Source organism: Noviherbaspirillum massiliense JC206, assembly GCF_000312045.1.
Classification (GTDB): domain Bacteria; phylum Pseudomonadota; class Gammaproteobacteria; order Burkholderiales; family Burkholderiaceae_D; genus Noviherbaspirillum; species Noviherbaspirillum massiliense.
The window spans coordinates 159,903-173,774 of sequence record NZ_HE978634.1; the positions used below are offsets into that span (position 1 = coordinate 159,903).

At 58.9% G+C, this 13,872-nt stretch carries 14 protein-coding genes and 1 tRNA gene; 8 read left to right on the top strand and 7 right to left on the bottom strand.

Features of this window, described 5'->3' with window-relative positions:
- Positions 1-111: 111 nt before the first annotated feature.
- Positions 112-888 carry an enoyl-CoA hydratase gene (locus HGHM_RS00775; RefSeq protein ID WP_019139592.1) on the bottom strand — a complete coding sequence of 259 codons (777 nt, stop codon included), beginning with the start codon at positions 886-888 and terminating at the stop codon, positions 112-114.
- A 176-nt stretch (positions 889-1,064) separates the two neighbouring features.
- Positions 1,065-2,108, bottom strand: a complete 1,044-nt coding sequence (mltA, locus tag HGHM_RS00780) for a murein transglycosylase A (RefSeq protein ID WP_245549133.1) — start codon at positions 2,106-2,108, stop codon at positions 1,065-1,067.
- Here mltA and HGHM_RS23645 point away from each other — a divergent pair.
- A complete protein-coding gene (locus HGHM_RS23645) occupies positions 2,008-2,442 on the top strand; it encodes a hypothetical protein (RefSeq protein WP_245549274.1) in 435 nt (144 codons plus the stop codon). The two genes, mltA and HGHM_RS23645, sit on opposite strands and share 101 nt — an antisense overlap.
- A 2-nt stretch (positions 2,443-2,444) precedes the next feature.
- Here the strand turns inward: HGHM_RS23645 and apaG are convergent, their stop codons facing one another.
- The gene (gene apaG / locus HGHM_RS00790) at positions 2,445-2,819 is read right to left on the bottom strand and encodes a Co2+/Mg2+ efflux protein ApaG (RefSeq protein ID WP_020693795.1); all 375 of its coding nucleotides are present in this window, start codon (positions 2,817-2,819) and stop codon (positions 2,445-2,447) included.
- A 124-nt stretch (positions 2,820-2,943) separates the two neighbouring features.
- Between apaG and rpe the strand changes: the two genes are divergently transcribed.
- From rpe to trpC, 6 genes are all read left to right on the top strand, one after another.
- Entirely contained in the window at positions 2,944-3,609 is a 666-nt protein-coding gene (gene rpe, locus HGHM_RS00795; protein WP_019139596.1) for a ribulose-phosphate 3-epimerase, read from the top strand.
- 14 nt (positions 3,610-3,623) lie between these two features.
- Positions 3,624-4,298 carry a phosphoglycolate phosphatase gene (locus HGHM_RS00800; RefSeq protein WP_019139597.1) on the top strand — a complete coding sequence of 225 codons (675 nt, stop codon included), beginning with the start codon at positions 3,624-3,626 and terminating at the stop codon, positions 4,296-4,298.
- A 193-nt stretch (positions 4,299-4,491) separates the two neighbouring features.
- Positions 4,492-5,988 (top strand): anthranilate synthase component I, encoded by a 1,497-nt coding sequence (trpE, locus tag HGHM_RS00805; RefSeq protein WP_019139598.1) that lies wholly within the window; start codon positions 4,492-4,494, stop codon positions 5,986-5,988.
- A 1-nt stretch (position 5,989) separates the two neighbouring features.
- A complete protein-coding gene (locus HGHM_RS00810; RefSeq protein WP_026075577.1) occupies positions 5,990-6,553 on the top strand; it encodes an aminodeoxychorismate/anthranilate synthase component II in 564 nt (187 codons plus the stop codon).
- Between the two features lie 22 nt (positions 6,554-6,575).
- On the top strand, positions 6,576-7,613 hold the full coding sequence (trpD, locus tag HGHM_RS00815) for an anthranilate phosphoribosyltransferase (protein ID WP_019139600.1): 1,038 nt from the start codon (positions 6,576-6,578) through the stop codon (positions 7,611-7,613).
- A gap of 6 nt (positions 7,614-7,619) precedes the next feature.
- Positions 7,620-8,420, top strand: a complete 801-nt coding sequence (gene trpC / locus HGHM_RS00820; protein WP_019139601.1) for an indole-3-glycerol phosphate synthase TrpC — start codon at positions 7,620-7,622, stop codon at positions 8,418-8,420.
- Between the two features lie 2 nt (positions 8,421-8,422).
- On the opposite strand, the gene HGHM_RS00825 is transcribed toward trpC, so the two are convergent.
- From HGHM_RS00825 to HGHM_RS00835, 3 genes are all read right to left on the bottom strand, one after another.
- Positions 8,423-10,213, bottom strand: a complete 1,791-nt coding sequence (locus tag HGHM_RS00825) for a M61 family metallopeptidase (protein ID WP_019139602.1) — start codon at positions 10,211-10,213, stop codon at positions 8,423-8,425.
- 243 nt (positions 10,214-10,456) lie between these two features.
- Positions 10,457-11,179, bottom strand: coding sequence for a DsbC family protein (locus HGHM_RS00830; RefSeq protein ID WP_026075578.1), 723 nt, complete (start codon positions 11,177-11,179; stop codon positions 10,457-10,459).
- Between the two features lie 10 nt (positions 11,180-11,189).
- Entirely contained in the window at positions 11,190-12,404 is a 1,215-nt protein-coding gene (locus tag HGHM_RS00835; protein WP_019139604.1) for a UbiH/UbiF family hydroxylase, read from the bottom strand.
- A gap of 120 nt (positions 12,405-12,524) precedes the next feature.
- Here HGHM_RS00835 and HGHM_RS00840 point away from each other — a divergent pair.
- Positions 12,525-12,600: transfer RNA gene (locus HGHM_RS00840), tRNA-Phe, on the top strand.
- Between the two features lie 236 nt (positions 12,601-12,836).
- Here HGHM_RS00840 and HGHM_RS00845 read toward each other — a convergent pair.
- Entirely contained in the window at positions 12,837-13,871 is a 1,035-nt protein-coding gene (locus HGHM_RS00845) for a fumarylacetoacetate hydrolase family protein (RefSeq protein ID WP_019139605.1), read from the bottom strand.
- Between the last annotated feature and the right edge of the window lies 1 nt (position 13,872).

A 13,872-nucleotide genomic window follows, 5' to 3' on the forward strand; every position in this document is an offset into this window, starting at 1 on the left:
TTTGAAAAAGTTTTTTGATTTTTCCGAAGGCCTTGCGCTGCTTTCCACCTCTTCCGCTGCATTATTGGGCCGGTGTTTCTAGCCCCCGTTTGCAGCGGGAGGCGAACTATATCAAAGGTTTCTGAAGCGTGGCAAGCGTTTTTCTAGAAATGCCGCCATTCCTTCCTTTTGGTCTTCAATCGCGAAGGTGGCGTGAAATAGTCGGCGCTCGTACTGAACCCCTTCTGCGAGAGTAGTTTCGTATGCTCGATTAACGGCTTCCTTGATCATCAGGACCGTGGGCAGGGACATGCCGGCGATAGTTTTTGCGGCAGCGAGCGCTTCGTCGAGAAGCTTGTCGGCAGGCACGACGCGCGATACGAGCCCTGCCCGTTCGGCTTCAACAGCATCCATTATCCGAGCGGTCAGGCACATGTCCATTGCCTTTGCCTTCGAGATGGCCCGCGGAAGCCTTTGGGTGCCGCCCGCTCCGGGAATGGTTCCGAGCTTAATTTCGGGTTGCCCGAACTTGGCCGTGTCCGCAGCAATGATGAAGTCGCACATCATTGCCAGTTCGCATCCGCCGCCGAGCGCATAGCCCGCCACTGCTGCAATCACGGGCTTTCGGATGTTGCGAATCTGCTCCCAGTTACGGGTGATGTACCCACTCTTGAAGACATCCATGTAGGAATAGTTCGCCATTGCAGCAATATCCGCGCCCGCTGCAAAAGCTTTTTCGCTACCGGTAATGATCATGCAGGCGATCGCGTCGTCGGCGTCGAAAGCCCGCAGCGCATCCCCCAATTCATCCATCAATTGATCATTGAGGGCATTCAGTGCCTTGGGGCGATTCAAGCGTATCAGCCCCACCTTTTCGTTTGTCTCGACAATAATGTTTTCGTAGTCCATGAATCCCCTCCATGACGGCGTTGGTCCAAGATTGAGATGGTAAAGCATCAATGCGCGACAGGACATCAGGTCGGCCACGCGGAAAATCTTCTTAACGATCCCTTGTCACTTTCGGCAAATTCTTGATTTTCAGCAAAACGCAGTCGCTGCCGAATTCAGCTTCGCCCCCTGTAGCCCTACTGAGCACGGGTATTTACAGAATCCGCATTCCTGCCCAGCCTTGGCAACAGTAGCCACATCATTCCGCGCTGCCTCATCCTACCGGCCTTCTCGCCCGCCTCCGGACCGAAACCCCAGAAGTAGTCAGCGCGCACCGGATTTCTGATCGCACCGCCTGTATCTTGCGCCACAACCAGCCGCTGCAAGGGAATATCCTTGCCGGGATGTGTCGTTGCCAGGAATACCGGGACACCGAGCGGTACGAATTGCGCATCGACCGCGATCGAGCGCTGCGGCGTCAATGGGACGCCCAGCGAACCTTTTGGGCCTTTATTGGGATCAGTCAACTTCTCTTCCTTGAAAAACACATAACTTGGATTCGCATTCAGCAATTCCTGCAGCCGCGAAGGATGGGCAATCACCCATGCCTTGATGCTTTGTGCGGACGCCTGTTCCAATGTCATCTCCCCCTTGTCAACGAGGTAGCGGCCGATCGATTTGTACGGATGGCCGTTTTGATCGGCATACGCAACACGCACCACCTCTTTGGTGTCCGCCAGCTGCACCCGGCCAGATCCCTGGACCTGCAGGAAGAAAGCCTCGATCGGATCATCCACCCATAACATCTCTTTGCCGGCAAGCACGTTGGACTGCGCCATTTCGGCCCGCGTGAAATAAGGCACAACCTTGCCGCCGATCAAGCGGCCTCGCAGGCGCATGCCTTTCAGATCGGGATATACGCTTGCCAGATCAATCGCCAGCAAATCGTCCGGCGTCCGGTGCAGCGGCGTCTGATAACGACCGCCGCGCTTGCGCGATCCGCGCAGGAGAGGCTCGTAATAGCCGGTCACCAATCCATTGTCCGAACCGTCCGGATTGAGAACTTGATGCGGAACGAAGAAGGATTCGAAAAAGAGCCGCACTGCCTTTGCATCTTTTGCATTCACATCGCTTGCAACCGTGCAGGGCTCTTTCCATTCCGGTTTCTTTGCCAGCACCTCGCAGGAAGCAAGAAAAGCCGGCAAGGCTTCGCGCAGATCATCCTTGTCCCAACCGGGCAAAGCCGCAAACGTCGTCGGGCGCAGCAGTTCTTTTGGACCTTCAGCCGGCTTCGCCGGCGGCGTAGCCGCCGGAGGAGCGACTGTTACCGGTGGCGCGGGAGGATTGAGCGTGGTGCAGGCAGCAAGGCCGATCGCGAACAGCATTGCCGATACGGGTAAACTTCTCTGTTTGAATGACATTGGGATGCTAGTTATGTGGCTATTGTTGCTGGAAGCTGGTGTTGCATTATTCTTATTTATATTCATCGTCTGGTGGACGATGTTTTCAGGCAAAAAGCCGATGGACCCGCCGCAGCAGAAATCCACGCCGCCCGAAGACGACAATCCTCATTGAGTTCAGTGCAAGGTGCGCGGCAAGGACAATACGAACTCCGGAATCCTTGCCTCGAATTGTTCTCCGTCCTCGGCAACGCAGAAATATTTGCCCGCCATCGTGCCTTGCGGCGTTGCCAGGGTCGCTCCGCTGGTGTATTCGAACTGCTCGCCTGGCCGCAATAAAGGCTGGTGACCGACCACACCGAGGCCGCGCACTTCCTGCACATGGTTGCTGGCGTCGACAATCACCCAATGGCGGGAAATCAGTTGCGCGGCAATCTGACCGGTATTCCTGATCGTGATCGTGTAGGCAAACGCATAATTGGAGCGCTCCGGATCGGATTGCTCTTCCAGGTAGCGCGTCTTGACCGACACGGTGAATTCATAAGCAGCCATGGGAACTCCCTGTTCTTTATAAGGCATGCACGACGGCCCATTGCTGCCTGAGCAGGACCGGGCCGCAATACGTCATCTGCAAGCAAGCAGGTAAAATAGCGCATTCTTTCCGAGATGATCTGCCATGTCTACCTATCGTATCGCCCCAAGCATTCTATCCGCCGACTTTGCCCGCCTGGGAGAAGAAGTGCGCAATGTCGTGGCTGCCGGCGCCGACATCATCCATTTCGACGTGATGGATAACCATTATGTTCCCAACCTGACAGTAGGGCCGCTGGTCTGCCAGGCGATCCGGCCGCATGTGCAGGTGCCGATCGATGTCCACCTGATGGTCAAGCCGGTCGACCGCATCATCCCGGATTTTGCAAAAGCCGGCGCCAACATCATCACCTTTCACCCGGAAGCGTCCGAGCATATCGACCGCACGCTGCAACTGATCCACGACAATGGTTGCAAGGCTGGCCTGGTTTTCAACCCTGCCACGCCCCTGCACTATCTCGAGCATGTCATGGACAAGCTCGACATCGTCCTTATCATGTCGGTCAACCCGGGCTTCGGCGGACAGTCCTTCATTCCGCAGGCTTTGAAGAAGATTGCAACAGTACGCAAGATGATTGACCAGTCGGGCCGCGACATCATGCTGGAAGTTGATGGCGGCATCAAGGTTGAAAACATCGCGGAAGCCGCGCGCGCCGGCGCCGACACCTTCGTCGCCGGATCAGCCATTTTCGGCAAGCCCGATTACAAGGTGGTAATCGACGCCATGCGCGACCAACTGCCGCGCGCATGAGTACTCCACAGTCAATGCTCCTGAGCGGCATCCGGGCAGCCATCATCGATCTGGATGGCACCATGCTCGACACTGCACCGGATTTCCATGTCGCGGTCAATCGCATGCGGGAGGAGCTCGATCTGCCGCCGCTTCCTATCGAAACCATTACCGATTTCGTCGGCAAGGGGACGGAAAACCTGATCCGGCGCGTGCTGGGCGTGAATTTCGATGCGGCCGGGGTGGAACGGCATTTTGAACAGGCGCTGCACTCTTATACCCGCCACTACCTCGCCATCAATGGCGATTACGTGAGCATTTATCCCGGGGTGCGCGAGGGGCTGGAAGCGATGCAGGCCAAGGGTATGCGTCTTGCCTGCGTGACCAACAAGCCGATCGCATTCGCCCGGCCGCTGCTGGCAAGAATGGGACTGCTGCAATACTTCGACGTGGTGTACGGCGGCGATTCGCTGCCCCGGAAAAAGCCAGACCCGTATCCCTTGCTGAAGGTATGCGAGGATTTCAATCTGCAACCTCCGCAGGTGGTCGCCATCGGCGATTCATCGAATGATGCGCAGGCAGCGCGCGCAGCCGGTTGCCGGGTGCTGAATGTCCCTTACGGCTACAACCATGGGCAGCCTATACAAGAAGTCGATTCGGATGGTATAGTTTCGTCGCTGCTCGACGCAGCTCATCTTATTTCGGCATAAAACCACCAAATGTTTCTCGCAAAAAAACGTTACGTAACCCAGCTGGGCGCCTTTGAGGCTTGGCTGTGGCGACGCTGGCAATCCCGGGCTGAATAACCCAGATCGCCGCCAACCCCTTTGCACGGTTGGCAACGTTTTTAGACATTTGCCCCGCTGTTCCGCATACAACCTACAATAGCGGGCGGAGAGAAACATGACCGAACTCGAATTCAAATCGCTGGCCGCACAAGGCTACAACCGTATCCCGCTGATCGCCGAGGCTTTCGCCGATCTCGAAACTCCCTTGTCGCTCTACCTGAAACTGGGCCAGTCCCAGGGCGGAGGCAGGAACACCTTCCTGCTGGAATCCGTGGTCGGCGGCGAGCGTTTCGGCCGCTATTCCTTCATCGGCCTGCCGGCATCGACCCTGATCCGCAGCTTCGGCAACCGCGTCGAAGTCGTCAGGAACGGCAAGGTGGTCGAGACCGCGGACACCAATCCACTGGATTACATTGCCGAATTCCAGTCGCGCTACCGTGTCGCCATCAGCCCCGGCATGCCGCGCTTCTGCGGCGGTCTTGCCGGTTACTTCGCCTACGATACGGTGCGGCATGTCGAAAAGCGGCTTGCGCATTCGGCACCCAAGGATGATCTCGGTCTGCCGGAAATCCAGTTGCTGCTGACGGAAGAACTGGCTGTCATCGATAACCTGTCCGGCAAGCTGTACCTGATCGTGTATGCCGATCCGACCCAGCCGGAAGCTTATTCCAGGGCACGCCAGCGCCTGAAAGACTTGCGCGCCATGCTGCGCCGTGCTGTCGATGTGCCAGTCACTTCCGGTTCGGTGCGCACCGACACAATCCGCGAATTTGCCAAGGAAGATTATCTGAGGGCGGTGGCAACTGCGAAGGAATACATCATGGCCGGCGACCTGATGCAGGTGCAGATCGGCCAGCGCATCAAGAAGCCCTATGTCGATGCGCCACTGTCGCTGTATCGCGCGCTGCGCTCGCTCAATCCTTCGCCATACATGTATTTCTACAACTTCGGCGATATGCACATTGTCGGGTCCTCGCCTGAAATCCTGGTGCGCAATGAAAGCATCAGCGGCGGCGGGAAGAAGGTCACGATTCGTCCGCTGGCAGGCACGCGTCCGCGCGGCTCGACGCCGGAACGCGATGCGGAACTGGCCAAGGAACTGCTGTCCGATCCGAAAGAGATTGCCGAGCATGTGATGCTGATCGACCTGGCCCGCAACGATATCGGCCGCATCGCCGAAACCGGCAGCGTGCGTGTCACCGACAAGCTGGTCATCGAAAAATACTCTCATGTGCAGCACATCGTTTCAAATGTCGAAGGCATCCTGAAGCCGGGCCTGTCCAATCTCGACGTGCTCAAGGCGACCTTCCCTGCCGGTACCCTGTCCGGCGCACCGAAAGTGCGTGCGATGGAAATCATCGACGAGCTGGAGCCGGTCAAGCGCGGCATTTATGGCGGCGCCTGCGGCTACATTTCCTTCGGCGGCGAAATGGACCTGGCGATTGCGATCCGCACCGGCGTGATCAAGGATGGCATGCTCTACGTGCAAGCTGCAGCCGGCGTGGTAGCCGACTCGATTCCGGAAATGGAATGGCAGGAAACCGAGAACAAGGCTCGCGCAGTGCTGCGCGCTGCCGAGCAGGTGCAAGACGGTCTGGATGGGGGAATCTGACATGCTGCTGATGATCGACAATTACGATTCCTTCACCTACAACCTGGTCCAGTACTTCGGCGAACTGGGTGAAGACGTCCGCACCTTCCGCAATGATGAAATCACGCTGGACCAGATTGCGGCGATGAAGCCGGACCGCATCTGCATTTCGCCCGGCCCCTGCAGCCCAAATGAAGCAGGCGTCTCGGTGCCCGTGCTGAAGCGCTTTGCCGGCGAAATTCCCATCCTCGGCGTCTGCCTCGGCCATCAAAGCATCGGCGCAGCCTTCGGCGGCAAGGTCGTGCGCGCACAGCAAGTCATGCATGGCAAGACCTCCACCATCGAGCATACCGGCGTCGGCGTATTCAAGAACCTGCCGAGCCCCTACACCGTGATCCGTTACCACTCCCTCGCGATCGAGCGCGCCTCGCTGCCGGAGTGCCTGGAAGTGACCGCCTGGACCGACGATGGCGAAATCATGGGCGTGCGCCACAAGCAGTTCGACGTGCAGGGTGTGCAGTTCCACCCCGAATCCATCCTGTCCGAACACGGCCACGCATTGCTGAAGAATTTCCTTGCCGGTTGACATCCACGGAGCACGACTCGCCATGCCGATTACCCAACAAGAAGCGCTGCTGCGCTGTATCGAACATCGCGAAATCTTTCACGATGAAATGCTGTCCCTGTTCCGCTCGCTGATGAGCGGCGAGATGTCGCCGGTGATGATTGCTGCACTCACCATGGGGTTGCGCGTCAAGAAGGAAACCATCGGCGAAGTCACGGCTGCAGCCCAGGTGATGCGCGAATTCTGCACCAAGGTGCCGGTGGCGGACACGACCAATCTTCTGGACATCGTCGGCACCGGCGGCGACGGCGCCCACACCTTCAATATCTCGACCGCGACGATGTTCGTCGTGGCGGCAGCTGGCGGACGCGTAGCTAAGCATGGCGGCCGCAGCGTATCCTCGTCCTCGGGCAGCGCCGACGTGCTGGAAGCGCTTGGCGCAAACATCAACCTGAAGCCGGAACTGGTCGCCCAGTCGATCGCGGAAACCGGCATCGGCTTCATGTTTGCCCCCAACCATCATGCCGCCATGAAGCATGCGGCGCCGGTGCGCAAGGAACTCGGGGTACGGACGATTTTCAACATCCTCGGTCCGCTGACCAATCCGGCCGGCGCGCCCAACATACTGATGGGCGTATTCCATCCCGACCTCGTCGGCATCCAGGTGCGCGTCCTGCAACGCCTTGGCGCCCAACATGCCATCGTCGTCTGGGGGCGCGACAACATGGATGAGGTGTCGCTCGGCGCAGGGACCATGGTGGGCGAACTGATCAATGGCGAAGTGCGCGAATATGAAATCCATCCGGAAGATTTCGGCCTGCAGATGGTGGCCAGCCGCAATCTGAAGGTCGCGGGAGCCGCCGAATCCAAGCAGAAAGTGCTGGAAGCGCTGGACAATGTGCCGGGCCCGGTGCGCGACATCGTCGCCCTGAATGCCGGTACCGCACTGTATGCAGCCGGCGTTGCCCCCTCGATTGCGGCGGGTTTGCAAAAGGCCCGTGAAACCATCGCTTCGGGAGCGGCACGCGCCAAGCTCGAACAATTCATCAAGGTAACGCAACAGCTCGGCGCTGCTGCCTGATCGACCATGTCCGATATCCTGAACAAGATTCTTGCCATCAAAGCCGAAGAAGTCGCAGCGGCAAAAAAATACCGTGATCTGGCGAGCCTGCGCCGTGAAGTCGAAAGCAATGCGGAAGCGCACCAGGCCTTGCGCGGCTTCGAGGCCAGCCTGCGCAAGAAGATCGCAGCGGGGCATGCCGGCGTGATTGCCGAAGTCAAAAAAGCTTCGCCTTCCAAGGGCGTGCTGCGCGCGGATTTCCGGCCCGCCGATATCGCCGCCAGTTATGCCGAACATGGTGCCGCATGCCTGTCGGTGCTGACGGACAAGCAATTCTTCCAGGGTTCGCCGGAATACCTGCAGCAGGCGCGTGCCGCCTGCGTGATTCCGGTCTTGCGCAAGGACTTTCTGGTCGACCTGTACCAGGTCTATGAAGCGCGCTCCTGGGGCGCCGACTGCATCCTGCTGATCGTCGCGGCGCTGGACCATGGCTTGATGGCGGAGCTGGAAGCCTGCGCGCTTGAGCTGGGCATGGGTGTGCTGGTGGAGGTCCATGATGCGCAGGAACTGGAAGCGGCCTTGCGATTGAAAACGCCGCTACTCGGCATCAACAACCGCAACCTGCGTACCTTCGAGACTTCGTTGCGTACCACGCTGGATCTGCTGCCGCGCATTCCCTCGGAAAAGCTAGTGGTCACCGAATCCGGCATCCTGTCCGCGGACGACGTGAAGCTGATGCGCGATGCGAATGTCCATGCCTTCCTGGTCGGCGAAGCCTTCATGCGCGCCGCCGACCCGGGCAAGGAATTGAGCCGCCTGTTTAACTGATCCTATCTGGTCATCAGCCACGCGGCCCGCGCACGGGCTGCGTCCGCAGGCTGCGCATTCGGCTCCAGGCTGACCTGCGGCGCATCGTCGCCTTCCAGCCTTACCCAGAACATCATCAACTCATCACGCCGGAAGGCGTGCACGGCGACCTGATCGCCGACGCGGTAACGCGTGATCAGATTTTCCAGATTGCTCGCCGTCACCCGCAAACCATCGACAGCAACCAGAATGTCGCCCGCCGACAAGCCTGCCTGGTGCGCCGGCCCGCCCTCGTACACATTGGCCAGCTTGCAATCATTGCTGTCCCGCGTGGTGCGAGCGCCGAGAGCGGGCTTGCCATTCTTGCGCTTGTCGGAGAACGTGACGCCGAACGGCGCGAACAGCTTCGCGAATGGAAAATCTTCCGTGCCGCGCACGTAGCGGTCGAAAAAGCGCTTCAGCTTCAACCCGGTCACTTCATCGAACAGCGCTTCCACCTCGGCTTCGGTAATGCCGCGCCGGCCACCTTCATAAAAGTCCCGGCCATAGCGCCGCCACAGCGTGCGCATCACGTCATCCAGCGATTTCCTGCGCCCGGTCTGTTCGCGTATCGTCAGATCCAGCGCCAGCGCCACCAGTGAACCTTTGGCGTAATAGCTGACCACTGCATTCGGTGAATTTTCATCCTGGCGATAGTATTTGACCCAGGCATCGAAGCTCGACTCTGCCACACTCTGCTTGCTGCGGCCGCTGCCGCGCAATACGCCGTTGATGGTTTTCGCGACCAGCTTGAAATACGCTGCCTCATCGATCACACCGCTGCGCACCAGCATCAGGTCGTCGTAATAACTGGTGAATCCCTCGAACAGCCACAGAAGCGTGGTATAGCCTTCATTCTGCAAGTCATACGGCGCGAAAGCTGCGGGCTTGATGCGCTTGACGTTCCAGGTATGGAAATACTCATGACTGCACAGTCCGAGATAGGTCCGGTAGCCATCGCTCATTTCCTTTTGCCCCTTGACCGGCAGGTCACCACGGGAACAGATCAGTGCGGTCGACGCACGATGCTCCAGCCCGCCGTAGCCGTCACCCACCGCCATGGTCATGAACACGTAGCGCTCCATGGGCGCGCGCTTGCTCCTTGGCTCGAACAAGGCGATCTGCGCCTCGCAAATCTTTTTCAGATCAGCGCAGAGCCGTGCCATGTCGAGATTCGGCACGCGCCCGGTGATGACGACATCATGCGGCACGCCATGCGCCCTGAATGTCGCCAGTTCGAAGGTACCCATCTCGACTGGATGGTCAATCAGCTCGTCATAATCGGCTGCGATATAGGTACCGAAGCCGTAGCGCTTCGCCTTCAGTTCCCGCAATGCAGTGGCCACCCGCCAGCCATCGTAAAAGGCGTCGTCGGGCCGGCGGATGTCCACCACATGTTCGCCCTCTTCCTGCCCCACGACCCGCAGGAACACGCTTGTGCCGTTGAAAAAGCCATGCGTCTGATCGAGATGGGCGGCGCGCACCGACAAATCCCAGGCATACACCTCATATTCGAGCGTCAGCGGTCCGCTGCAAGGTTCTGCCTGCCAGGTATGCTTGTCGAGTTTCTCGAGTGCCACTGGCTTGCCGGCGGATTCTGCGCGAATTTGCACGATATTACGTGCGAACTCGCGAATCATGTAGCTACCGGGAATCCATGCCGGCAAGGCAAAGCGCTGCCCTTCGGGGTCCGGCTGAAGTACGACGAGCGTCACGCCAAAGAGATGCGCTGCCGGGTCTTTCGGAACGATGGTGTATTGGATTGCGTTTTTCATATTCTTCCTTGCCGGGTACGCGAACGCGAGGCCATGCGCCATTCGCAGTCAAAGCGCATAGTGTAGCGGGATTGGCGGAAAAGGCCGGGGTGAGGAGAAAGGCAGGCCGGCTCGATCCTGGGAGGAATGCGTTGCGATGCCGGGATGATGTGAATGCGGATAAAGGTAGTCGCGCATACGGGATCATTCAGGCGTCCATCGATCTGGACTCGAGCGACCCCGTTTCCGCGACTGCCGGCTTTGCTACTTGAGCGATGCCAGCTTGCCTTCCAAGGTCTTGGCGTCCACTGCGCCAGGGATGCGGCTGCCGTCGGTGAAGATGATGGTCGGCGTACCGGTGACTTTCAATTTCTCGCCAAGCGCGCGGATCTTTGCGTTCGGATCCGCGGAGCAACCGGCGGGCGCGGCCGCAGGTGCTTTCCCGTTCAACATCCAGTCATCCCACGCCTTGGCACGGTCGGCGGAGCACCAGACATTCTTAGACTTGACGGCAGAATCTTCCGCGAGGATGTTGTACATGAAGGTGTACACCGTAATGTTGTCCACCTCTTGCAGGGTATGGCGGAAACGCTTGCAGTAGCCGCAATTCGGGTCTTCAAAGACGGCGATCACGCGCTTGCCATTGCCCTTGACTGTCTTCACCGCCGATTCAAGCGGCAGGTCGGAAAACTTCACCCGGGTCAGGTCATCCACACGTGCTTTCGTATAGTCCTCGTGCGTTTTCGCGTCGATCACGCGACCGACAAACAGGTAGTCGGCCTTGGCATCGGTATAGAGGATGTCGCTCCCGATGCGCACTTCGAACAGTCCGGCATACGGCGTTTTCGCGACGGCATCCACTTTCGCATCCCCGCCTAGCCGCGCTTCGACCAGCTTCCTGATCGACGCTTCCTGGGCGGTTTCGGCAGAAGCCATCATGGTAATCAGTCCGAGGACTGCTGCTGCGCTTATTCTGGCTAGTCTCATGGCTCTCCCTTTAATCCGTATGTTTCCAAGGTCTTTTTCCCAATGCCTGGGCAATCAATGTGCGCTTTATGACAGGCAATTTGTTGACCAAGTTCAATCCAATGTTTCGCGCCAGCCGCAAAGGCTCGAAATCGGCCGCAAACAAGCGCTCCAGGCCATCGGTAGCAAGCTGCATCAGGAATATATCCTCTTTGCGTGCCCGCGCGTATCGCGACAATACCCGATCATCGCCGCAATCGCGATGCTGTTCACGTTCCGCAACAATTTTCAGCAAGGCGTCCACATCGCCGAAGCCAAGATTCATTCCCTGCCCGGCAAGTGGATGCACGACGTGAGCGGCATCGCCTACGAGCGCTACGCGTGATGCCGTAATTGCATGTGGCCGTATCAGGCTCAGAGGAAAAGCCCTGACGAGTTCCGGCTGCAGTGGCCGCAATGAACCGAGCTGGTGCCCGGTCAAGGCATTCAGGCGCTCGGCAAGCTGACTCAGGGAGCCATTCAGGAGCGTCTGCGCCAGGGCCTCCGGCGCCGACCACACCAGCGATACCCGCTGCCCGGGCAGGGGCAGCAAGGCCACGATGCCTTCGGCAGAGGTGAACCACTGATAGGCGACGCCGTGGTGCGGCTTGTCGCATTCGAAGTTGCTGACGATCGCCTGATGGCCATACGAGCGGTAATCGATCCCGATATCGCACTGGTTGCGCACCCAGGACTGGCCGCCGTCGGCGCCGACTAACAGTTCGGCACTGAGCATACCGCCATTGTCGAGCTGGACACTGGCGCAATCTGGGCCGGCGCGCAGGGCGACTGCCTTGCCATTCACGATCCGAAGATTGGGCGCAAACCGCAGGGCCGTATCGAGCGCCCGATTCAGGTTGCGGTCTTCCACGATCCAGGCCAGCGCATCGGTGCGGGCGCCGTAGGCATCGAAATCGAGACGACCCGGGCGCTGTGCATCATCGCCCCGGACCACCATGCCGTCGACCGGCGCAATGCGCGCAGCGTCCATCGCATGCCAGGCCTTCACCGAATCCAGCAAGCCACGAGCCACATGGTTCAAGGCATAGACCCGCGCATCCCAAGTTTCCTCCTGAGGATTCAACTCTGACGATGCAGCCTGCGGCGCCAGCAGAGTGACGCTCAAGCCCATCTGCGCAAATCCGAGGGCAGCGGTCTTGCCGATTGCGCCATTGCCGATCACACAAATATTGCTTCGCACATCCATAGAAGAAAGCCGCCGAAAATTGAAATGCCACTCGAAGAGCGGCCATTATAGCTGTTGAGAAATCGCGTCACGACGATAAGTCTTGCATAATCCCACAGGTTTGTTATACTTGCGCGCCTTGGCCCGGTAGCTCAGTTGGTAGAGCAGAGGATTGAAAATCCTTGTGTCGGTGGTTCGATTCCGCCCCAGGCCACCAAGAAAATCAAGGGCTTACAAGTTTCGGCTTGTAAGCCCTTTTGTTTTGCCTATTGTTTTGCGCACGTCCCTTTGTCGGGGGCCTGAAGACCTGGCCCTGCTTCTTTCCTGCGCTTCTGGAAAAACCTTTCTTTCCTCTGTACGGCAACGCACGCCCTTGGTACCGGACGTTCATCATGACGTTCCGCCCGCGGGCGCGAGCGGAACGAAGTGGCAGAGGAAGTCAGGGAGCTGCGGTCAAGCCAGCCGGAATTTGAGATCCCCCAGCTTCTCGATCGAGCTGACGACTTCGTCCCCAGCCTTCAGCCACACCTGTTTGTCCTTGGGATAGCCGGCAATCACGCCTTGAGGCGTTCCGGTGAAGATGATGTCGCCGGGCTGCAGCGTCCAGAACTTGCTGATGTAGGAAATCATCTGCTGCGTGTTGAAGATAAAGTCGTTGGTATTGGACGACTGGCGCACTTCGCCATTGACCCGCGTTTCGATCTTCAGGTTGTTCGGATTGCCAACCAGGTCTGCGGAGACGAAGTAGGGACCGATCGGCGCGAAGTTGTCCAGCGTCTTCCCGATCATCCACTGGCTATTGGGCAGCTCCAGCTGCAGGTCGCGCGCGGAAAAGTCGTTCGAGGTGCAGTAGCCGGCCACGTACTGCAGCACGTCCGCTTCGCTCACGTTGCGGGCCGCCTTGCCCATCACGATCAGGAGTTCGGTCTCGTAGTCGAACTTGTGCGAGATGTCCTTGGGTGGCAGCTTGATCGTGCCGTTGTGGGCAGCCAGGGCATTGTTGTACTTGTTGAAGAGCGGCGGCACGCGCGGCGGCTGCATGCCCACTTCCCTGGCGTGCTGCCGGTAGTTGAGGCCGACGCAGATGATCTTCGAAGGACGCGTGAAGAGCCTGCCATGGGTGATCCTGGATTCGTCCAGCAAGGGCACGCCGGAGGACGGTGCGGCAGCAATCACCTGCTTGAGGCCGTCGGCATTGCCTTCCTGGAGCAGCTCATCCAGCGTCAGCGGTGCGGCAATTTTGCGCTTGGCGGCAACTGCCCGCACATCGATGACACCCTTGTCCGTCACTGCGCCCAGCGTCTCGGTGCCATCGGCATTCCGCATCGACAGCAGCCTGACCCCTTCCGGCATCTTGTGTGGGCCGTTATAGCGGGCGCTGGCCGTGTTTGTCGCCTTTGCTACATTAGCGCACCCCGTCATGCCAGCCGCTGTCAGTCCGACGCCGGCAGCGCCGACCCCTTTGAGAAAGTTGCGTCTTGAAGCCATG

Bases quoted from the DNA above. Each gene is read 5' to 3' on its own strand.
- HGHM_RS00775 (WP_019139592.1), bottom strand. From the start codon at position 888: ATGGACTACGAAAACATTATTGTCGAGACAAACGAAAAGGTGGGGCTG.
- apaG (WP_020693795.1), bottom strand. From the start codon at position 2,819: ATGGCTGCTTATGAATTCACCGTGTCGGTCAAGACGCGCTACCTGGAA.
- rpe (WP_019139596.1), top strand. From the start codon at position 2,944: ATGTCTACCTATCGTATCGCCCCAAGCATTCTATCCGCCGACTTTGCC.
- HGHM_RS00800 (WP_019139597.1), top strand. From the start codon at position 3,624: ATGCTCCTGAGCGGCATCCGGGCAGCCATCATCGATCTGGATGGCACC.
- trpE (WP_019139598.1), top strand. From the start codon at position 4,492: ATGACCGAACTCGAATTCAAATCGCTGGCCGCACAAGGCTACAACCGT.
- HGHM_RS00810 (WP_026075577.1), top strand. From the start codon at position 5,990: ATGCTGCTGATGATCGACAATTACGATTCCTTCACCTACAACCTGGTC.
- trpD (WP_019139600.1), top strand. From the start codon at position 6,576: ATGCCGATTACCCAACAAGAAGCGCTGCTGCGCTGTATCGAACATCGC.
- trpC (WP_019139601.1), top strand. From the start codon at position 7,620: ATGTCCGATATCCTGAACAAGATTCTTGCCATCAAAGCCGAAGAAGTC.
- HGHM_RS00825 (WP_019139602.1), bottom strand. From the start codon at position 10,213: ATGAAAAACGCAATCCAATACACCATCGTTCCGAAAGACCCGGCAGCG.
- HGHM_RS00830 (WP_026075578.1), bottom strand. From the start codon at position 11,179: ATGAGACTAGCCAGAATAAGCGCAGCAGCAGTCCTCGGACTGATTACC.
- HGHM_RS00835 (WP_019139604.1), bottom strand. From the start codon at position 12,404: ATGGATGTGCGAAGCAATATTTGTGTGATCGGCAATGGCGCAATCGGC.
- HGHM_RS00845 (WP_019139605.1), bottom strand. From the start codon at position 13,871: ATGGCTTCAAGACGCAACTTTCTCAAAGGGGTCGGCGCTGCCGGCGTC.